Source organism: Actinomadura vinacea, assembly GCF_039532545.1.
Taxonomy (GTDB): Bacteria; Actinomycetota; Actinomycetes; order Streptosporangiales; family Streptosporangiaceae; genus Spirillospora; species Spirillospora vinacea.
This window is the reverse complement of the sequence record NZ_BAAARW010000050.1, coordinates 34,668-55,707: the sequence shown is the minus strand read 5'-3', so window position 1 is coordinate 55,707 and position 21,040 is coordinate 34,668. Positions and strand designations below refer to the sequence as shown.

The window sequence follows — 21,040 nt, the reverse complement described above, 5'->3', positions numbered from 1 at the left end:
GATGACGGCGACGACCCTCTACCTGGTGCGGCACGGGCAGACCGTGTGGCATGCGGAGAACCGCTACGCTGGGATCAGCGACATCGCGCTGACCGGCACGGGACGCGACCAGGCCCGGCGGCTGGCGGAGTGGGCGCCGGGCGCCGCGATCGACGCGGTGTGGACCTCGCCGCTGAGCCGCAGCAGGGCCACGGCCGCACCCGCGGCCGCCGCGCTCGGCCTCCCGGTGACGGTGGACGGCGACCTGGTCGAGCTGGACTTCGGCACCGCCGAGGGCCATGTGCTCGGCGAGCTGCCGCCCGCCGCCGTCGCGGCGTTCCGGGCCGACCCGGTCGCGGGCGCGTTCCCGGGCGGTGAACCGCCGCTCAAGGCGGCCGCGCGCGGCATCGGCGCGCTGCGCCGCATCGCGCACCGGCACGAGGGCCGGCGGGTGCTGGTGGTCACCCACAACACGCTGCTGCGGTTGATGCTGTGCGAGCTGCTGGGCATCCCGGCCGCACGCTACCGCACGGTGTTCCCGCGCGTCGGCAACTGCGCGGTGACCGAGCTGCGGATGACCGGGGACGACACCGCGCTGATGGCCTACAACATCCCGCTCTAGCGGCGGCCCGCGCTCAGGCGGCCCGCCTTCTGCGGTCAGGAGTCGATGCGGAAGACGGGAACGCCGGGCAGGACCTTGGCCAGCTGGTCGTCGGAGGGCTTCTTGGGCAGGTCTTCGAAGAAGCGGGCGACCTCCCAGCCCCAGCGCTTGAAGTAGGCGCTCACGACCGGGAGCTTCTCCTCGTCGGGCAGCTCGGTGACGGTGATCGCCTCGGTGGAGCGCCCCAGGCGCAGCTCGGCCTCGCCGGACACTCGGATGTTGCGGACCCACTGGGTGTTGCCCCGCGCCGCGACCAGGTAGCGCGCGCCCTCGTGGGTGAGCAGGTTGATCGGGTTGGTGCGCCATTCCCCGCTGGTACGGCCCCGGACGGCGAGGATGCGGGTGCCGAACAGGCTGATCCCGTGCCGGGTCAGGAAGCCGACGGTCTGGTTGAAGTAGCGCTCGGACCGGCCGGCCGTGACGTTCCGGTCTGCAGTGTTCATGATCTCTCCCTAGTGAGCAGTGCTCTCGCTTGAGAGCAGTGTGCACCAGAGGGGCGCCTCTTGGCAAGAGCAGTGCTCTCTATGTTGGCCACCGCTCTGATCTCTGGCAGACTGCGGTCATGAACGCGAGCCGTACCGCCCGGGAGCGCGCCAGGGCCGAGCTGACCCGGGAGATCAAGGAGGAGGCGCGGCGCCAGTTGCGGGCCTCGGGCGCGCAGGGCCTGTCGCTGCGCGCGGTCGCGCGCGAGCTGGGCATGGTGTCCTCGGCGCTGTACCGCTACTTCCCGAGCCGGGACCGGCTGCTCACCGAGCTGATCATCGACGCGTACAACGTGCTCGGCGACCGGGTCGAGCGGGCGGGCGCGGCGGACGGCGACGACTTCCGCGCCCGCTGGCGGGCGTGCTGCGCCGCCGTCCGGGAGTGGGCGATCGCGAACCCGCACGAGTACGCGCTGGTCTACGGGTCGCCGGTGCCCGGCTACGAGGCCCCCGAAACGACGGTCGGCCCCGCGTCCCGGACCCCGATCGCGCTGCTGGCGGTGGTCCGGGACGCCTCGCGGGCCGGGGTGCTGCGGGTGCCGGACGACGGCCTGGCACCGGAACTCGACGCCCAGGCGGCCCGGACGGCCGGGCTGGCCGAGCTGGACGTCCCGGAGCCCGCCGTGGTCCGCGGCGTGATCGCGTGGACGCAGCTGTTCGGCATGATCGGATTCGAGCTGTTCGGGCACCTCGACGGCAGCATGGACCCCGCCGACGCGTTCTTCGCCCACACCGTCGACCTGATGGCCGACTTCATCGGGCTACCGGCCGGGCCTGACGGCCGGTAGCCCGGACCAGCGCGTCCGGGTCAGGACGTGAAGGTCCACGTGCCGGAGCCGACGGTGCGGACCTTGCCGCCGGGGACGTGCACCTCCGCGGTGCTGCCCGGCGGCACGGTCACGGTCAGCCGGACCCCGTCGCCCTCCTTCTTCCAGGACGAGCGGACCTCTCCGTACGGCGTGCGGCGGGTACCGGAGGCGTGGGTGAGGTCGCCGACGACCGACGGCCGGATCAGCACCTTGCGGAACCCGGACGAGTCCGGCGCCTGGTCGATCCCGGCCAGCCGGGAGGTGAACCAGGAGTCGATGGCGCCGAGCATGAAGTGGTTCTGCGACTGGCCGCTGGTGCCGTCCCACATCTCGCCGAGCGCGGTGTTGCCGTGCACCACCTGGTAGCCGTAACTGGGGCTGTCGGTCCGCGTCGCGATCTCGTAGACGAGGTCGTCGCGGCCGTTCTCCGACAGCACCCGGATGGCCGAGGGCAGCGAGATCTCGCCGAGCAGCAGGTGCCGGCCGGCCCGCTCGATGCCGGCGACCAGGTGGTCCAGCAGCCGCTGCTTCTGGTCGGCGGGGACGGCGCCCATGTCGAGCGCGATGGCCTCGGCGCCCTGGCCGCCGCCCGCGAACGTGCCGGTCTCGCGGTCGTAGTACTTGTCGGACAGGGCCTTGGCGCTGAGGTCGGCCTTGCCCTTGAACGCGGCGGCGTCGGAGTGGTGCCCCAGCGCCGTGGCGATCTTGGCGAGGGTCTCGTTGACCCGCCACCAGCCGTAGGTGCCGGAGACCGTCTTGGGGAACGTGCGGTCCGGGGTGATCCAGTCGCCGAGGCTGTAGTCGGTCAGCCCGCCGCCGACCCGGGTCTCCAGGTAGGCGGCGTACCGCTTCATCGCCGCATAGTGGGTCCGCATCGGCTCGATGTCGCCGTAGGACCGGTAGAGCTGCCACGGCACGACGACGAACGCGCCGCCCCAGTTGGGGTCGTCGCGGTAGGCCCCGGCCAGGACCGTGTAGTCGGGCACGGTCGAGGGGACGAGCCCGGCCCCGGTCTGCGCGTCCGCCATGTCCTGGACGACCTTGCGCAGCTGGGCGTGCACGTCGTAGTTGGCCGCCAGCGCGTCGCCGACCAGGTGCGTCTGCTCCAGCCAGCCGAGCTTCTCGCGACTGGGGCAGTCGGTGAAGACGCTCATCATGTTGCCCTCGATGGCGCGGCGGATGAGCCCGTGGATGCCGTTGACGAGGCCGTTGGAGGAGGTGAACGACCCGGCGGAGGCGTTGTCGGCGCGCAGCACCTGCCCGCGCACCTTGAGGGAGGCGCCCGCGGGCAGCCCGCGCACCTCCAGGTAGCGGAAGCCGTGGTAGCCGAACCGCGGGTGCCAGGTCTCCGGGCGCGCCCCGCGGGTGACGTACTCGTCCCAGATCGGGACGCCGACATTGCTGATCGACTGGTAGGGGCGGCCGTCGCGCAGGCTCTCGGCCATGACGATCCGCACGGCGGTGCCCGCGGGCGCGGCGATGGTGATCTCAGGACGGCCGGCGATGTTGCGGCCGATGTCGTACACCTGGTGGCCGTCGCCGGAGCCGATCATCCTGCCGGGCAGGTTCTCGACCACCCGCACCGGCTCGGCGGAGCGCCCGCTCAGCGTGGTGGACGGGCCGGGCCCGGCGACCGGCACGGCGGCGTCCCAGCCCTGGCGGGAGGCGCCGGGACGGTCCCAGCCGGGCCGCTCGCGGCGGGCGTCGTGGTCCTCGCCGCCGTACCAGTTGGAGAAGGTGACCGGGCCGAGGGCGGTGCGCCAGCCGCCGTCGGTGGCGATCCGCCGGACCCGCCCGTCGGCGAGCGTGACCTCCAGCTGGGCGATCAGTTTGGGGTCGCTGACGGTGCCGGCGAACTTGCGGTACCGGTCGGGGGTGGAGATGACGTTGGCGACGCCGTTGCCCAGCTCGACGCCGAGGGTGTTGGCTCCGGGGCGGAGCATCCCGGTGACGTCGTAGGTGGCGTAGGTGGTCCGCTTGGCGAATCCGGTGTTGGCGGGCTCGAGTTCGGCGTCGCCGATCCGGGTGCCGTTCAGGCGCGCCTCGTACACGCCGAGGCCGCTGACATAGAGGCGGGCGGAGCGGACGCCGCGCGGCAGCGCGAAGTCCCTGGCGAAGATCGGCAGGGCTTCGGGAACGGGCGACCGCGGCGGTTCCTGTCCGGTGACCTCCGCCCTGGTCTCGTACGGGCCGTCGGCGGTGTCGCCGGCCGCGACCGTGAAGTCGACCGGCGCGAACGGGACCTTGCCGCCCTCGGCGGGCTGGTCGGTGCGCGGGTAGAGCAGCACCTGGTCGAAGGTCTCGGCCGCCTTCAGGTCGACGGTGAGGATCAGCGGCTCGGCCGATACGTCGTCCCCTGTGTACGCGGAGCTGGACCATCCGGCGAAGCCCTGGCCGGTCGTCCGCGTCCCGTCGGTGAGGTAGCGCGGCGCCCAGACCCGGTTGACGTTGCCGCCGGTGTCGGAGGGGGTCACGGTGGTGCCCGCGGCGAGGTTGGTGCCGGGGTCGGCGGAGTCGCGGACCTCCAGCTCCGCGAGCTGGAGCCGCCAGGTGGGGTCGGGCAGGTTCTCGACCTTGGGCAGGCCGAGCCTGGTCACCTCGATCCGCACGTGGCGGGCCGTGGTCTTGGGCAGCCGCACCACGATCGGGGTGGGTTCCTTGTCCTTGACCTGCCAGTCCCGGTGGCCGATCCAACGGCCCGACCAGTCGGAGGCGGACGTCAGCCCGGTCTCGAACCAGGCGGGCGGCGACCAGCCGGAGGCCTTGCCTCCCGTCCAGACCTGGACGCGCCAGTGGACGCGGGTCCGGCTGCCGAGCTTCCGGCCCGCGTAGTCGACGCGCTGGGCGGCCGAGCCGACCCGGCCGGTGTCCCACAGGTCGGCGCGGCCGGACCGCAGGCGGTTCTCGCTGGTGGCGGCCTGGATCCGGTACGCCGTCTGGGCGGCGCCGCGGCCGCCGGTGCCGAGGCGCCAGGTCAGCGCAGGCGTGGTGTCGTCGATGCCGAGGGCTTTCGTGAGGTCGGCGGCGCGCAGGCCGACGGCCCCGCCTCCCCGGCCGGGATCCGCGTACGCGGAGGGAACGGTCGCCGCCGCCAGCGGCAGGGCGACGGTCAGAGCGGCGGCCGCGAGACCGCGCAACGGCTTGCGCACTGTGGACTCCAAGGGTTCAGCGTCCGCGCCGGTGCAGGGCGGCCACGTCGGCGCCGGGCAGCGCGTGGTTGTAGATCCGGAAGTCGCCGATCCGGCCGTGCACGAACGGGTGGCGGGTGTCCTGGGAGCGGCCGAGGAAGTTCTGCGAGGTGGCGCCCAGCACCAGCGGGCTCATGATCAGCCCGTCCTTGCGGCCCGCGGCGGCGCCGTCCACGTACAGGGCGGCCGAGCCCTCGCCCTCGGCCGACACCGCGACCGCGACATGCGTCCAGGCGCCGGTGGGGAGGGCGGCGGGCGCGTCGCAGAAGTCCTCGCCCTCCATCCCGCCGATCTTCATCGCGAACCGCGCCCGGCCCGAACCGGTGCGCGGCGTGACGTAGAAGAACGTCTGGCGGTTGAAGCCCAGGTCGAAGATCCGGTTGTTGTTGGTGATCGTCTCCAGCCGGACCCACAGCGCGACGGTCAGCGCGTCCAGCCCGGCGAGCAGTCCGGGCGGCAGGACGATGTGCCCGCCGGTGCCGTCCAGCGACACCTCGCCGTCGGCCCAGGTCGCCGATCCGGTGAGCGCGGCGTTCGGCCAGGCGCCGGTGGCGTCGGCCACGGTTGTGCCGCGGCCCTCGTCCAGCGGGTAGTGGACGACCAGCCCGGGACGGCGGCGCGGCGCGGGTGTCGCCCAGTAGACGTTGTAGCGCTGGTGGTGGACCTCGGCGAACGGCATCAGCGTCACCTCGGCCCCGTCCGCCCGCGCCGTGTAGCGGAGCGGGCGGCCTCGGACGGGGGTGAGCGAGCGCGGGTCGATGGCGGGGAAGGTGTTGATGGCCCGGTCGCCGTACGCGCCCGCGAGGACGACCGGCCCGTGCGTGATCGCCTGGATGTGGGGGTTGTCGGGGGCCTTCCGCCAGACCGGCCCCATCGGCATGGCCAGCTCGACCACGTCGCCCTTGCGCCAGTGCCGCTCGATGGTGGCGTACGTGCCGGGCCGGGCGTCGTTGCCGGGGCCGGGCGCGGCCCTGCCGTTCACGCGGACGCGGGCGCGCCGGCCGCGGGCGTCCAGCCAGCCGGGTATCCGGATCTTGAGGGCGAAGCGGGCGCCGCCCTCGGTGATCGTGAGCCGGGTGGTCTCCGCGTGCGGGTAGCCGGTCTCCTGGCGGATCCGGACGCCCCGCTCGTCCCAGCGCACCTCTGACGGGATGAACAGGTTGACGTAGAGGGTGTCGCGCGAGCGGAAGTAGATGCTGTCGGCGAACTTGGTGTGGGTCTCCAGGCCCGTCCCGTGGTCGCAGGAGAAGTTGTCGTAGTCGCCGCTGTAGCTGCCGGGGGCCGATCCCAGGCCGCCCTTGGGCTTGCGCTCCGATCCTGGGAACAGGCCGGTGTAGTAGGTGACGAATCCGTGCTCGGACCGCGGGTCCTGCTCGCCCAGCATCTGGTTGAGCAGCGCCCACTCGTAGTAGTCCATGTACTCGGGCGAGCCCGGGTCGTGGAAGAACAGCAGCCGCGAGAGCTTGAGCATGTTGTAGGTGTTGCAGTTCTCGCAGGTGTCCTCGCTGAGGCGGCTGATCAGCTCGCCGGGCGGTCCGAAGAACTCCTGGTTGCTGTTGCCGCCGATCACGTAGGTGTGGTGGCGGACGACGGTGTCCCAGAAGTACGCGGCGAGGTCGCGGTAGCGCCGTTCGCCGGTGGCCTCGTACTCGCGGACGGCCCCGACGACCTTCGGGATCTGGGTGTTGGCGTGCTGGCCGTTGAGCGTGTCGCGGCGCTCGGCCAGCGGGACGAACAGCTCGTCGTGGTCGAAGCGGCGGGCGGTGGCCAGATGCGCCGGATCCCCGGTGATCATGTAAAGCTCGGCGAGGACGTCGTTCACGCCCCCGAACTCGACCCGCAGCAGCGCCTGCATTCGCTCGCGGGTCAGCCTGGACGTGCGGGCGCCCGCCCAGGCGGCCATGCGCTTCAGCACGTCCAGCGCCTGCCCGTCGCCGCTGAGCCGGTACTGGTCGAGCAGCCCCGCCATGATCTTGTGGAGGGTGTAGTACGGCGCCCAGGGCTTGCCGCCCGCCTCCAGCTGGTCGAAGACCTCCTCGCCGAACGCCGACAGGTAGCCGGGCGAGAAGCCCGCGGCGGGCGAGGCGGCCTGGCATTTCGCCAGCTCGGCCACCAGGTGGCGGGCCTTGGCGGCGTACGCGGCGTCGCCGGTGTTGGCGTGCGCCTGGGCGAGCGCGGTCAGCAGGTGCCCGGTCGTGTGCCCGCGCAGCAGGACGTCCGGGGCCTCCCAGCCGCCGCACGGCTCGGCCGACGAGGGCAGGCCCACGTTCAGCCGGAAGGTGTGCAACAGCCGGTCCGTGTCCACGAACTTGAGGTAGGCGCAGGTCCGCAGCATGTTGTCGCGGAACGGGCCGTCCAGCAGGGTGACGGCCCGCAGCGGGAACGGCGACACCCGCGCCCCGGCGGGCCCGGCCGCCGCCGCGGGACGGGCGGCCGGGACGCCGATGCCGAAGGCGGTCGCGGTGACGCCCGCCGTGCCGATGAAGGAGCGGCGGCTGACCTGGCCGGTCACCGGGCCACCGCGCTCTTGATGGAGTGGGTGCCGCGCAGCCCGCGCAGGTAGACGTACTCGCCGTCGCTGTAGGCGCGGTAGCCGTGCGCCTTGCCCCTGCCCCCGTCCCAGACCAGCCGCCCGTCGACGTAGACGTTGACGCGCGCTCCGAAGGTGGGCACGCCCGCCCGTCCCTCGGTGCCGCGCGGCGCCGCCAGCCGGGCGCTGTAGGTCCCCTTGGCGACCTTCCACGAGGCGTCGACGGCGCCGAGCGTGGTGGTGATGCGTCCCTGGGCGAAGGACAGGTCGGCGGGGTGCGGGACGAAGTCGAACGTCCGTCCCCCGGTGCCGGTGGGGTTGAGGCCCAGCACGTAGAAGGTGAGGGCGGGGGTCGGGCCGGTCGCCCAGGCGTGGGCCAGGCTGACGTAGGAACTGCAGAAGACGCAGCCGTCCTCGGGGTTGCGGAACGACTCCCACAACGTGCTCTTGGTCCCCTGCGGGTGGTCGAGCATGTAGCCCCACTGGCGGCGGATGATGTCGACGCCCGCCTGGTCGGCGGCGCGGCCGCCCGCCGCGAAGTGGGCGTTGACCTCCATCGAGCCGGAGAAGACGCCGGGGTTGCCCTTGTTCTCGGGTGCGGTGGTGGCGACCTCGTTCCAGTTGCCGGTGAGGTTCCCGCTGATCCGGCGGGCCTTGTCCCGGTCGGCCAGGCCGTACCAGACCGCGAGGGAGTTGCCGTCCTGGGCGTGGATGGTGGAGTCGGGGTAGAACTTGTAGGCCCCGGCGGCCTCGTCCCAGTGGTGGGTGTTGACGGCGGCGCGCAGCGTCTTGGCCCGGCCGGCGTAGGACGCGGCCAGCTCCTTGTCGCCCTGCACGGCCGCGAGCCGCGAGCCGGTGTCGAGCACCCGCCACAGCAGCACGTTGGCGATGAGGTTCTCGCCCTTGGCCAGGATCCGGACCGAGTCGGACGTGCCCGTGATGGACAGCAGTCCCCGGTCGTTCATCTTGCCGGTGATGAAGTCGACGCCGTGCTTGTAGCGGCCCCATACCTCGGCCAGCCACCGGCGGTCGCCGGTGTAGGTGTAGTAGTCCCAGCTCGCGGCCAGCGTCCACAGGTGGTAGGTGTCCGAGCCGTACTTCTCCAGCATCGGCCCCGCGTAGGGCAGCTCCCCGGTCTCGCGCTGGTGCCGGTACACGGTCGTAAGCGCGTTGCGGGCCGACTCGGTGTCGTTGAACGCCGCGTACGCCGCCGGGATCTCGATGCCCAGGTCGCCCGGCCAGACGGTGCGGTCGCGCTTGGCGCCGTCCACCAGGATCGTGTCGCCGACGCCGATCGGGCCGCCGTTGTCCCACAGCTCCGCCGGCGCCTCCCAAACGCGGCCGGTCTTCGGGGAGATGGTGTTCAGCTGGACGGTGTAGGCGCCCGCGTACCAGATCCTGTTGAGGAGCTCGTCGCTCGAATAGAAGTGGTTGGCGTAGCGGGCGGGGTCCTTCATCTTCGGGGCGGGCGTGTAGTGGAGCGAGACGCCGTCCAACTCGACCCGTCCCGCCGACCGCAGGAAGATCGTCACGTAGCGGAAACCGCCGCGCAGGTATTTGGCCGGGGTCGTGTAGGAGGTGCGGCCGTCGACGTCCACGGGCAGGGCGCCGTCGCGGCTGCGCGGGCCGCCGGTGGAGGCGTCGCTGGTGGGCTCGCCCGCGTACACCGACGACTCCGCGAACGCCAGCCCGACCTTCTGCGCCCCGTCGGATCCGGCGAAGCGCAGCGTGGTCAGGCCGCTGACCTCCTTGCCGAAATCGAGGGTGAGGGAAGCCCCGGCGCCGCTGAGCGCGGTGCGCCGTCCCTTGAGCACGGCCTGCGGCTCGGTCACCTCGCCCTTGGCGGCGAAGACCGCGACCGGGCGGACCGTCCTGGACGACGGCGACAGGTTGTACGCCTCCCAGGGCCGGGACGGGCGCCGGTCGTCCGCCGCGCTCGTGGCCGCCGGGGTCGTGATCGCGAGCGGGACGGCGACCGACGCCAGCCCCAGGGCCAGCGCGGCCCTCACTGTGTTGCGATGCATGGATTCCTCGTCTTTCGCTCAGGCAGTCCTGACGACCGCTTCGCCGTAGGGGACGAGCCGGACCGGGCCGATCAGGCCGTAGTTCTGCCGGGAGACGGCGCCGTAGACCGCGGGGTCGGACACCCGCAGCCGGTTGTTGAGGGTGGTGGCGACCTCGACCTCGATCGTGTTGGCGCCGCGCCGCAGGTACGGGCCGACGTCCACGACCGGGTTGATCAGGTCGACGGCGGGCGCCCGCCGCCCGTTGACGGTCACCCGGCAGGTGTCGAACACCTCGCCGAGCTCCAGGTAGGCGCCGGACCAGCCGTCCCGGCCGAGGTCGACGGTGGCGGTGTAGCGGCCGACGCCGGAGACGTCGGCAAGTTCGGGGATCTGCGGCCACGGCTTGAGCTGGTCCAGGACGAGGTCATGCCGCACGGTCGCGGTCTCGGCCGGGCCGCGTCCGGGCCGGAGATCCTCGACCCGCAGCCGCCAGCCGGTGAGCGCGAGCACGGCGGGCAACTCCCCGATCGCGGTCTGGTCGGTGCGGCCGCCGGGCAGGGTGGTCTTGTACGTTCCCGGCCGGGTGTCGCGGATCGCCAGCCGGTTCCCGGAGGCGACCCGGATCTCGGCGGCCTCGGTGGCGGTGGCGTGCGGCGCCGCGCGCCCGCCGGGACGGGCCAGGGCGATGGCGGTGGCCTCGCCCGGTCGCAGCGAGACCCGCAGCGTGACCGTGTCGCCGTCGGCCCGGTAGAGGGCGATCGGCTCTATCCCGCCGGTCCAGAGGTCGAGCCGGTGCGGCACGGCCCTCCGGTCGGCCCGGGTCAGCGTGACCTCGTGGTCGATGGCCGCGATCGGCGGCTTCGGGGTCTCGCTGTGCTTGCCGTTGACCAGGTAGTAGTAGTCCACGCCGTCGTCGACGCGGTGGGCGTGCAGGAGGGTCGAGGCGGTTCCGTAGGTGACGTCGCGCCGCACGCCCAGGGCCTCCAGGGCGCCGGGCACCTCCGGTTCGGTGGCGACGACGCGCACCCTCGGCTGCGCGAACAGCCGCTTCAGGACGGCCCGCAGCTCCTCGTCCTCGCCGTCCTTGGCGACGCCGGGGACGGTGGCGGCGCTCCAGTCACCCAGGAACACCACGGGCAGGCCCTTGCGGGTGAGGTCGAGGATGCGCCTGGCGGCGGCGACCGTGAGGGTGCACTCCTTCCCGGAGAAGCGGTCGCCCTCGACGAAGAGCGCCTTGTAGGCGGGGCCGCGTGGCGCGAGCCGTCCACCGGAGACCGTCGCGCTGGGCAGGTCCAGGACGGGTTCGCTGGCGAACTGGTGCGTCCAGCCGGTCGGGACGCCGCTCGCGGTGAACCAGCCGGCGCCGATGCCGGTCTTGCTGAGCCCTTTCTGCCGGAAGACGGCGATGTCGATCCGGTTGGTGCCGGCCTGGGTCACCTGGTGGACCCGTCCCAAGTAGGCGGACACGTCGGGGGCGTGCCGCCAGGTGGGCTGGCGCGGGCCCCACGACTCGGCGTATCCGATCCCGCCGTTGTAGGGGGTGAATCCCGCGAACCCCGGCCAGTTGGCGCCGGGCGCGGTCGCGTAGGAGAAGCCGTGCAGCACGGTCATGTTGAGCCCGGCCGCATAGGCGCCGCCCATGGTGCGCAGCAACTTGTCCCAGGTGGTGTTGTACGCGCCGCCCTGGTAGGCGCCCGCTTCGCACGACAGCACTTTGCGTCCGCCCATGTCGCGGCCGCCGGCCAGGGCGCGGTAGTCGTCGAGGTTCTTGAACCCCAGCGACTCCCCCTCCGGGATGTCGACGATGGCGGCGGCGTGGATCGTGTCGGTCTGCAGGCCGTACGGCTGGGCGCGGAATTCCAGCCCGATCGAGTGCGCCCACTCGGCGAGCGGGACGAAGTGGTTCTCGTTGAAAAGGTCGGAGACCGTCAGCCAGAAGTCGTGGCGGGCGTGCCGGGTCACATCGGCCTCGTAGGAGAACACCGGGTCCTCGTCGTCCAGCACGATCACCGGCAGGTACGGCCACATCGCGTAACCCCGGCGCTTCTGGAACTCCGCGGCCAGGCCGGGGGTCCAGTTGAGGGCCTCGGTCTCCAGCTCGATGGAGTCCTCGAACAGCGCCCCGCCCGCCTGCCGGATCAGCCGCCGGATCCTCGGGGTGAGCAGCCGCTCCTCCCAGAAGTCGATGACGGCCCGGGTGCCGGCGCGGCTGAAGTGGTCGACGACCGCGCAGTCGGGTGCGCTGTGCGGCCCGGACTCGGGGCGCTGCCCGCTGCCGCGCCGCCAGTACGACAGCAGGACCCACTCCCCGCCCTCGGGCGCGGTCCAGGCGATCCGGCCGTCCCGGACCCTGCCGGTGAGGTCCTGCCAGGAGTCGCGGGCGAGCCCGATCGCCTTCCCGCTGTTGTTGGCGGGGTCCTTCCGCACGGCGTGGACCGCTTCCAGGTGCCGCCGCGTCACCCCCGCGTGCGGCGCGGCGGCGGGCTCGGGGACGGGTCCGTCGTGGGTCGCGCCCCCGGCGACGGTGGCCGTCCCGTACGCCAGCTCCTGGACGGCGGCGGCGCTGTCGGGGGTGATGGTCGGGACGGCGGCGGGCCAGGCCGGGCCGATCGTGAGGTCCACGGTGATGCCGCGCCTGCGGGCCTGGTCCAGCGCGGCCTCGACGCCCGCGTTCCAGGCGGGGGTCCCCCAGCCGTGGTGCACGGGGTCCAGCACGGACTTGTCGCGGATGCTGTGGTGCACCGCGACGATCTCCGCGCCGCCGAAGCCCGCCGCGGCGATCTGGTCGATCTCGCGCCGGATCTCGGCGGGGGTGACGTGCGCGTCCGGCCACCACCAGCGGAACCTCGGCCGTACCGCCGTGCCGGGGCGCGCGAACCGGCCCGCGGGCAGCCCCGTCGCGGCGTGGGCGACCGCTCCGCCCCCGGCGGGCAGGGCGGTGGCGAGCATCGCGCCGGCCCCGGCCGCCGTGCCGGTCCGCAGTACGTGGCGGCGGGTGGGCCCGCCCTGCCCGGTGCGGTCGTTCACGCGCCCTCCAGGGTCGATCGGAAGGTGTGCGAACCGGCCGGGACCTGGTAGACGGAGTGGCCGTCCTCGTCGCGGACGTGCCGCGCGCCGCTCGGGGTCTCGCCCCGGCGGCCGGGCACCCACACCTCGGCGGCCGTGTTGCCGGGGATCCGCACGCGCAGCTCCAGGCGGTTCCCGGAAGGGGTCTCGTGCTTGGTCCAGGCGGACTCGACGAGTCCCTGGCCGGTCCGCTGGGAGCCGCGCACCCGGTCGAGCCCGGACGACGGCACGCGGGGCCGGATCGTCAGCCGCCGGTAGCCCGGCTCGGCTGGCCGGATCCCGGCCAGGCTCTGGTGGAACCAGGAACTGATCAGCGCCCAGTAGTGGTGGTCGTGGGAGCGGGAGGTCAGCGCCCAGCCCTCGAACATCGTCGAGTGGCCGTTCTCGATCCAGAAGCCCCAGCTGGGCTGGTCCGTCCGGGTCGCGACGCGGTGGACGGTGTCGGTGTACCCGTGGTCGCTCAGCGCGGTGAGGAGGAACCTGGAGGGGAACACGCCGGCGGTGAGGTGGTGGTCCTTGGCCACGATGTCGTCGTTGAGGCTCTTGGCCACGCCGGGCGCCTTGCCGTCCGGCACCATGCCGAACGCCAGCGGCAGGGCGTTCTGCGTCTGCGAATACGGCTGCCCATCGGTGCGGTAGAAGGATCCGCCCCAGTACCTGTTGTTGTACGCCTCGCGGATGCCGGCGGCGAGCCCGCGGTACTTGGCGGCCGGGGCACGGTCGCCGAGGATGTCGGCGCTCCTGGCCAGTGTGTCGGCCATAAAGTAGTAGTAGGCCGAGGCGGTGGCGTCCAGCGGGCCGTAGGGCCCCGTCCCGGCGTAGTCGCCCAGGAACGTGTTGTTGGTGTTGTTGTAGCGGTGGTCGGCGGTGAAGTAGGTCCGGGTGTACTCCAGTAGCTTTCGCTGGGCGCCGTGCATCTGCGCCAGGATGCGGGTGTCGCCGTAGGCGAGGTACATCTCCCACGGCAGGACGAACAGGGCCGCGTCCCAGGACGGCACCGGCCCCCAGATCATGTTCCAGCCCGGGGTGCCCTCGTACCCGTACTGCGGGGTCGACGGGACGATCTCGGGGATCTCGCCCTTGTCCGACTGGGCGTCCCGGAAGTCGGCCAGCCACTTGGTCCAGACCCGCGCCATGTCGAAGTTCAGGACGGCCGCCAGGGCCGATGCCTGCGCGTCACCGGTCCAGCCGTTCTTCTCGTACGTGGGCGTGTCGGTGACGAACCCGTGCGTGTTGTTGAGCAGCGTGTTCCGGGCCGCCGCCTGGATTTTGTTGATCAGGTCGTCGGAGGAGTTGAAGGTGCCGGACGAGGCCACCGAGGAGTGCACGACCCGCCCGCTCAACGCGCGCTTGGACGGCGTGCCCGGGTACCCCTCGACCTGGACGTACCGGAAGCCCTTGTACCCGAAGGACGGCTCCCATTCCTCCCGGCCCCGCCCCGACAGGGTGTAGCGGTCGGTCTGGATCTGGGTGTCGATCAGCCGGTTGGCCGCCGCGGAGGCGGTGCCGTCGGCCTCGAGCTTCTCGGAGTGGAACAGCGACACCGTCCGGCCGGCCGGGCCGGAGACGTCGAGCCGCACCCATCCGGCGAAGATCCGCCCGAAGTCGTACACCCAGACGCCCGGCCTGACCTCTTTCACCGAGACGGGCTCGACGGCGTCCACCGGCTTGATCGGCTCCAGGTGGGCGGCCGCCAGGGCGCCCTTCGGGCCCCCGACGACCGCGGCGGCGGGCCACGACCGGTCGTCGAACCCGGCGCGCCGCCACCCGCGGGGCTCGCGGCGCGCGTCGTGGTGCTCGCCGCTGTAGATGGAGTCGTAGGTGGTGGGCCCGTCGGCGGCGCGCCACGAGCCGCCGGTGGCGATCACCTGGCGCCGCCCGTCAGTGAAGGTGATCTCCAGCTGGCCCTTCAGGCAGGGCGCGGCGTGCCACGGGGCCTGGTGCCAGTACCACTCGTTGGGGTCGGCCAGCCCGTACCAGCCGCGGCCGAGCTCGGCGCCCAGCACGTTGGCGCCCGGCCGGACCTCGCCGGTGACGTCGTAGGTGCGGTAGAGCACGCGCTTGTCGTAGGCGGTGAAGCCGGTCTCGATCGCCGCGTCCCCGACCGCCGCGCCGTTGAGGGTGAGCTTGGGAAAGCCTCCCGCCGCGACGTACAGGCGTGCCCTGGCCACGCGCCCGCGCACGTTGAACTCGTGGCGCAGCAGCGGGGCGGGGTTGGCGATGGGCAGGACGATGTCCTTGCCGGTCGCCTTCGCGGCGACCGCCAGCCCGCCCTCGGCGGGGTCGCCGCCGGTGAACGGGTCGGCGCCACCTTCGAAGTCGGTGTGGAAGGCGCGCCTGCCGCCGGTCTCCACCGAGACCTCGTGCACGACGCCCGCCCCGGCCTCGTCCGAGCGGAAACCGACGGAGCCGGACCGGTGCGTCCCGTCGGTGAGCGTGTCGATCCGCTTCCCGTCGAACCAGGTGGTGATCGTGTCGCCGCGGGTCTCGATCACCAGGGTGTGCCGCCCGCCCTTGAGGCCGCCGGGCGCGAGGCCGGGGATCGGGATCTGCTTGAGCGTGGTCAGCCGGGTGTCGGAGCCGCTTCCGCCGGGGTAGGTGCGGACCTGCGCGACGATCGTCGGCGCGCCCTCCACCTCGGTGATCTTCCAGTCGTAGGTGTCGCCGTAGGTCTTGCCGTTCGGCCGGGCGCGGAACAGGAAGCTCAGCGCGCCGCCGGACAGCGTGAAGGCGAACGTCACCTTCGGGTCCGCCCAGTCGTGGTCCTGGGCCTGGCGGCCGCCGATCCACTGCGCCTGCCAGTCGCGCGGGGCGAGCAGGCCCATCTCCCACCACGACGGCCCGCTCCACTGCGACGCGCGGCCCTGCTCGTCCCAGATCCGGACCCGCCAGTGGTAGCGGGTCCGCGATTTCAGCGCGGGACCGGCGTACTCGACCTGCGCGTTGGCCGCGGAGCCGACCTTGCCGCTGTCCCACACGAGGTCGTCGCGGTCGCCGGTGACCTGGACCTGGTAGGCGGTCTGGCGGACGGTCCGTTCCGGCGTGATCCAGCCGAGCCGGGGGCGCGCGACGTCCAGGCCGAGCGGGTTCCGCGCGTACTCGACCGTGAGCCCGGCGGGCGCGGTGCCGTCCGCCGCCTGGGCCGTGCCGTCGCCGAGCGGGCCCCAGGCGACGACGGCGCCCGCGCCGGTCGCCGTGCCGATCTGCAGCACGTGGCGGCGGCTGAGCCCGTCGCGCCCGATGCTGTCCTCGTTCATGGTTCCTCCTGGTGAAATTTCGGCGGCCGTGCGGCTAGGCGCGGGCGGAGTCGAACGAGACGCGGCCGGAGCCGGTTTCGTAGACGGCGTGGCCGTCGCGCATCCCGACGAGGCGGGCCTGGCCCCTCACCCGCACCCGGGCGGCGGAACCGGCCGGGACGTGCACCTCGGCGCGCATGTTGACGGGCACGTCGACGGTCATGGCGAAGCCGCCGCCGCGCCTGCGCCAGTCGACCGACACCTCGCCGCGCTGGAGCGGGATGGTGCCGGCGGCCCGGTCCACGCCGGAGTCCGGCGGGCGGACCCGGATCGCCGCGCCCGCCGGGGCGGTCACGGTCACGCCGAGCAGGGTGCGGTTGATGTCGAGCAGGGCGGTGGCGCCCCACGGGTGGGAGTGGCTCTGCCCGGTCTCGGGGGCGTCCCACGACTCCCAGGTGAACGTGCCGCCGCGGGCGAGGATGTTGCCCCAGCCCGGCCCCTGGGTGTCGGTGAGCCGGGTGACGAACGTGCCGGGACGCTCTCCGAGCGCCTGCATGAGCCGGTGCGAGGTGTACGGCCCCATCCGCATCCCCAGCCCCGCGGTGTGGTCGAGGACCTTCGACCGGTCGGCGGCGGGAGTGATGCCGTAGGCGAGGGCGTAGGCGTTGGCTATCTGCGAGGCGTGCGTGCTCTGCGACCCGTCGGCCTTGAGCCCGTCGATGTAGACGCCGTCGGACGGGCGGCGCAGCTTGGCGTTGATGGCGCCGGCGAGGGTCTGCGCCTCGCGGCGGAAGGCGGCGGCTTCCTCCTTCTTGCCGAGCGCTTCGGCGGTACGGGCGGAGGCGTTGAACACGTCCACGCCCAGCACGTTGACCACCGTGCGGGCGGCGGTGTCCATGTCGTGCCCGTACCGCATGGTCGCCGGCCAGTCGATGATCCCGTACTGGTACTGGCCGGAGCCGCCGGTCAGGTTGACGACCAGGCCGCTGCCTTGGTCGATGTGCCGGCGCACGTACCCGGCCACCGCGTTCATCACCGGGTACGCCGCGGCGAGGGTGTCGGCGTCGCCGGACTGCTCGTAGTAGTCCCAGACCCACCCGGGGAACATCTCGGTGTAGTCGGGGATGTCGCGCTTGCCGTCGCCGTTGGGGTAGACGGCGTTGAGGCGGCCGTCCGGCCAGTAGCGCGCCTGGGAGGCGATGAACTCCCGGATGGCCTGGCGGCTGAGGCGGCGCTCCCCGAAGGCGGCCATCGTGGCCAGCGAGATGTCGACCGAGTCGCCGAGGAACTGGCCCTTCTCGCGGGTCGGGGTGTCGAGGAACTGGGTCTGCGAGCCGTACAGGGCCGAGCGCCGCATCAGGTCGTAGGCCGCGTCGACTCCGGTGTCGGAGGTGCGCAGGCTCGCCGCCCGCTTCAGGTCGACGTCGGTGTGCTGCACGACGGCGCTGATGTCGCGGGGGTCGGCGCCCGCGTCCGGCGCGATCTCGAAGTAGCGGAAGCCCATGTAGGTGAAGGGGCGGAAGGTCTGGTCGCCGGGGCGCTGGGTGTGGCCGTAGCCGAGGTCGGTGTTCTGGTTGTCGTTCTTGGAGCGTGACACCGAGCCGTCGGCGGCCAGCACGTAGCCGGCCTCCATCTCCACGCGCCGCCCGGCCTCGCCGTCGCGGAAACGCACGATCGGAACGGCCGGGATGACCTTGCCGAAGTCGGCGACCAGCGCGCCGGAGGGCAGCCGGGTGACCTTCTTCGGGCGGACGGTGGAGTAGGTGAGCCCGGCCTCCTGCCCTTGCAGCCTCTTGAAGACCGGGGTCGGGTGGGCGCCGGCGACCTGGGCGGGCTGCCAGGCGGAGGCGTCGAAGCCGGGACGGTCCCAGCCGCGCAGCGCGTGCTCGGCGGGGCCGTCGATCTCCTCGACGTAGTCGCCGCCGTCGCCGTTGCGGCGCGGCGCCTCCTTCCACGGGCCGCGGGCGACCCGCCAGGTGCCGTCGGTGACGACGACCTGCCTGCTGCCGTCGGCATGGTCGATGACCAGGCGCATCAGCAGGCCCGGCTCGCCCTTGGGACGGCCCTGCCCCGACCCGTACCAGTGGTAGAGCGCTCCAAGCACGGCCTTCTGCCCGGCGCGCAACCTGCCAGTGACGTCGACCGTCCGGTAGAAGCCGTCGTCGGGGTAGGAGAAGGCCGGGCCCCGGTCGACGACCTCGCCGTTGAGGTGCAGGGCGTACTGGTGGCTCGCGGCGATGTGGACCCGCGCCCGCACGACCCGGGAGTCGCCGACGGTGATGTCCTTGCGGGCCAGGGTGTAGTCGTCGGCCTCGGCGGTGGTGCGGCGGATCCAGCTCGCCTGCCAGTCCTGGTCGCGCAACGCGGCCTCGAACGCGGCGGGCCGCGACCAGCCGGAGCGCCGGTTCGTCCGGTCCCAGGTGCGGACGGCCCAGGTGTAGGCCGCGCCGGGTTCGAGGGCCGGGCCCGCGTAGGGCACGTACTCCTGCCGCGCGGACGTCACCTTGCCGCTGTCCCAGACCGTCTTCTCCCGCCCCTTGACCGGGTCCGTGCGCACGACGATCTGGTAGGCCGACTGGACCTCGCCGGGGTCGGCATCGCGGGGCCGCCAGCCGAACATCGGCGTGCCCTGCACGTTCAGCGGCGCGGCCCGGTCGCCCACGGTCAGCAGGACGGGGGCCTGCGGGGCGTCCCCGACGGCGCGCACCGCCGCGCCGGAGGTTCCGGGCGCCGCCACGACGGGGACGAACAGCGCGGCCGCGGTGAGAGAGGCGATCAGGGCACGGCGCCGTCGAGGGGTGGGCATGGGGCTACCTCCGGGTTTTCGGGCGCGGCTGGCAGAGCCCGCGGCCGCGTCGCGGCGAAGCGCGCGGCCGGGGCCCGGTCACCGGCGCCCAGGGTGGGATCCCCCGATCACACTCTCGGTTGGTATTGGCTGGTCAGCGTTTTCTGGAGTCAGCGGAGGAACGCGGCGGCGACGCCGGCGTCCACGGGGATGTGCAGTCCTGTGGTGTGGGTCAGGTCCCCGCCGGTGAGGGCGAAGACGGCGGCGGCGACGTGCTCGGGCAGCACCTCGCGCTTGAGCAGGGTGCGCTGGGCGTAGAACTCGCCGAGCTTCTCCTCCTCCACGCCGTAGACGGCGGCGCGCTTGGCGCCCCAGCCGCCGGCGAAGATGCCCGAGCCGCGCACCACCCCGTCGGGGTTGATGCCGTTGACCCGGATGCCGTGCCCGCCCAGTTCGGCGGCCAGCAGCCGGACCTGGTGCGCCTGGTCGGCCTTGGTCGCGCCGTAGGCGACGTTGTTCGGCCCGGCGAACACGGCGTTCTTGGACGAGATGTAGACGATGTCGCCGCCCATGTCCTGGTCGACCATGACGCGGGCGGTCTCCCGGGAGACCAGGAACGAGCCGCGCGCCATGACGTCGTGCTGCAGGTCCCAGTCGGCGGCCGTGGTCTCCAGCAGCGGCTTGGACACCGACAGCCCCGCGTTGTTGACGACCAGGTCGACGCCGCCGAAGGCGAGCACGGCCGCGCGGACGGCGGCGGCGATCTGCTCCTCGTCGGTGACGTCCACCGCGACCGCGATCGCCGCGTCCGACTCGCGCGGCGCGCCCGCGCCGATCTCGGCGGCGACCTTCTCGGCCCCGGCCAGGTCGCGGTCGGCGACCACCACGCAGGCGCCCTCGGCGGCCAGCCGGCGGGCGGTGGCGGCGCCGATGCCCGACCCGCCGCCGGTGACCAGCGCGACCCGGGTGGCCAGCGGCTTGGGCTTGGGCATCCGGCGGAGCTTGGCCTCCTCCAGCTCCCAGTACTCGATCCGGAACTTCTCCGACTCGGGGATGGGGGCGTAGGAGGACAGCGCCTCGGCGCCGCGCATCACGTTGATCGCGTTGACGTAGAACTCGCCCGCGACCCTGGCGGTCTGCTTGTTGGCGCCGAAGCTGAACATGCCGACGCCGGGGACCAGCACGACGGCCGGGTCGGCGCCGCGCATCGGCGGGGAGTCGGGGGTGGCGTGCCGCTCGTAGTAGGCGGCGTAGTCCTCGCGGTAGCGGGCGTGCAGTTCGCGGAGGCGGCCGGCCACCTCGTCCAGGGGCGCGTCCGGCGGCAGGTCCAGGACGAGCGGCGCGACCTTGGTGCGCAGGAAGTGGTCCGGGCAGGAGGTGCCCAGCGCCGCCAGCCTCGGGTGCTCGGCGCGGGCGACGAAGTCCAGCACCTCGGGGCTGCCGGTGTAGTGCCCGACCTGCGGCCGGTCCGTCGACGCCAGGCCCCGCACCAGCGGGAACAGCGCGGCCGCGCGCTCGCGCCGCGCCGCCTCGGGCAGCGTCTCGTACACGACCTCGCCGAACGGGTCGGCCTTGCCGTGCTCGGCGATGTACGCCTCCGCGGTACGGATGATCTCCAAGGCGTTGGCCTGGCACTCCGCGCTGGTGGCCCCCCAGGCGGTGATGCCGTGGCCGCCGAGGACCACGCCGATGGCGCCCGGATTGTCCTGCTTGATCGCGGCGATGTCGAGGCCGAGCTGGAACCCGGGACGCCGCCACGGCACCCACAGGACCCGGTCGCCGAAGATCCGCCGGGTCAGCTCGGCGCCGTCGGCGGCGGTCGCGATCGCGATGCCCGAGTCGGGGTGCAGGTGGTCGACGTGCGCGGCGTCCACCAGGCCGTGCATGGCGGTGTCGATGGACGGCGCCGCGCCGCCCTTGCCGTGCAGGCAGTAGTCGAACGCGGCGACCATCTCGTCCTCGCGCTCGACGCCCGGGTAGACGTCCACGAGGGCGCGCATGCGGTCCAGCCGCAGCACCGCCAGCCCCGCCTCGGTGAGGGTGCCCAGGTCTCCGCCGGAGCCCTTGACCCACATCAGCTCGATGTCCCGGGCGGTCACGGGGTCGGTGACGGTTCCCTTGGCCGAGGCGTTGCCGCCTGCGTAGTTGGTGTTGCGCGGGTCCGAGCCCAGGGTGTGGGCCCGCTCCAGCAGTTGCTCCACCTCGGGTGGAGTGGCGGTCATCGGTAACCTCCGAGGAGACCCCCGCCTTCAGGCGGGGAAGGAATCGGACTTCTGCGGTGCAGGACAAGGACCGGAA

The 21,040-nt window shown here is 73.0% G+C and carries 10 protein-coding genes; 2 read left to right on the top strand and 8 right to left on the bottom strand.

The annotated features are described in order from the left end of the window. The first annotated feature begins 1 nt into the window (after position 1). Positions 2-601, top strand: coding sequence for a histidine phosphatase family protein (locus ABD340_RS46885; RefSeq protein ID WP_344598583.1), 600 nt, complete (start codon positions 2-4; stop codon positions 599-601). 35 nt (positions 602-636) lie between these two features. Here ABD340_RS46885 and ABD340_RS46880 read toward each other — a convergent pair whose 3' ends face one another. Continuing rightward, a complete protein-coding gene (locus tag ABD340_RS46880) occupies positions 637-1,083 on the bottom strand; it encodes a nitroreductase/quinone reductase family protein (RefSeq protein WP_344598581.1) in 447 nt (148 codons plus the stop codon). A 119-nt stretch (positions 1,084-1,202) separates the two neighbouring features. Between ABD340_RS46880 and ABD340_RS46875 the strand changes: the two genes are divergently transcribed. Then, the gene (locus ABD340_RS46875) at positions 1,203-1,910 is read left to right on the top strand and encodes a TetR/AcrR family transcriptional regulator (protein WP_344598579.1); all 708 of its coding nucleotides are present in this window, start codon (positions 1,203-1,205) and stop codon (positions 1,908-1,910) included. A gap of 20 nt (positions 1,911-1,930) precedes the next feature. On the opposite strand, the gene ABD340_RS46870 is transcribed toward ABD340_RS46875, so the two are convergent. From ABD340_RS46870 to ABD340_RS46840, 7 genes are all read right to left on the bottom strand, one after another. After that, the gene (locus ABD340_RS46870; RefSeq protein ID WP_344598577.1) at positions 1,931-5,092 is read right to left on the bottom strand and encodes a family 78 glycoside hydrolase catalytic domain; all 3,162 of its coding nucleotides are present in this window, start codon (positions 5,090-5,092) and stop codon (positions 1,931-1,933) included. A 4-nt stretch (positions 5,093-5,096) separates the two neighbouring features. After that, entirely contained in the window at positions 5,097-7,631 is a 2,535-nt protein-coding gene (locus ABD340_RS46865) for a glycoside hydrolase family 127 protein (protein WP_344598575.1), read from the bottom strand. Beyond that, on the bottom strand, positions 7,628-9,673 hold the full coding sequence (locus ABD340_RS46860) for an alpha-L-rhamnosidase-related protein (RefSeq protein WP_344598573.1): 2,046 nt from the start codon (positions 9,671-9,673) through the stop codon (positions 7,628-7,630). Before ABD340_RS46860 ends, ABD340_RS46865 begins: the two co-directional genes overlap by 4 nt. 18 nt (positions 9,674-9,691) lie before the next feature. Continuing rightward, positions 9,692-12,682 carry a glycosyl hydrolase gene (locus ABD340_RS46855; protein WP_344598572.1) on the bottom strand — a complete coding sequence of 997 codons (2,991 nt, stop codon included), beginning with the start codon at positions 12,680-12,682 and terminating at the stop codon, positions 9,692-9,694. Further along, complete coding sequence (locus ABD340_RS46850; RefSeq protein ID WP_344598570.1) at positions 12,679-15,978, bottom strand: family 78 glycoside hydrolase catalytic domain; 3,300 nt, start codon at positions 15,976-15,978, stop codon at positions 12,679-12,681. The genes ABD340_RS46855 and ABD340_RS46850 overlap by 4 nt, the downstream gene beginning before the upstream one ends. Positions 15,979-16,012: 34 nt before the next feature. Beyond that, positions 16,013-18,763, bottom strand: a complete 2,751-nt coding sequence (locus ABD340_RS46845) for a family 78 glycoside hydrolase catalytic domain (protein WP_344598568.1) — start codon at positions 18,761-18,763, stop codon at positions 16,013-16,015. 149 nt (positions 18,764-18,912) lie between these two features. Continuing rightward, complete coding sequence (locus ABD340_RS46840) at positions 18,913-20,964, bottom strand: bifunctional aldolase/short-chain dehydrogenase (RefSeq protein WP_344598566.1); 2,052 nt, start codon at positions 20,962-20,964, stop codon at positions 18,913-18,915. Positions 20,965-21,040: the final 76 nt, after the last annotated feature.

Coding starts and splice junctions, on each gene's coding strand:
- ABD340_RS46885 (WP_344598583.1), top strand. CDS start 2: ATGACGGCGACGACCCTCTACCTGGTGCGGCACGGGCAGACCGTGTGG.
- ABD340_RS46880 (WP_344598581.1), bottom strand. CDS start 1,083: ATGAACACTGCAGACCGGAACGTCACGGCCGGCCGGTCCGAGCGCTAC.
- ABD340_RS46875 (WP_344598579.1), top strand. CDS start 1,203: ATGAACGCGAGCCGTACCGCCCGGGAGCGCGCCAGGGCCGAGCTGACC.
- ABD340_RS46860 (WP_344598573.1), bottom strand. CDS start 9,673: ATGCATCGCAACACAGTGAGGGCCGCGCTGGCCCTGGGGCTGGCGTCG.
- ABD340_RS46850 (WP_344598570.1), bottom strand. CDS start 15,978: ATGAACGAGGACAGCATCGGGCGCGACGGGCTCAGCCGCCGCCACGTG.
- ABD340_RS46845 (WP_344598568.1), bottom strand. CDS start 18,763: ATGCCCACCCCTCGACGGCGCCGTGCCCTGATCGCCTCTCTCACCGCG.
- ABD340_RS46840 (WP_344598566.1), bottom strand. CDS start 20,964: ATGACCGCCACTCCACCCGAGGTGGAGCAACTGCTGGAGCGGGCCCAC.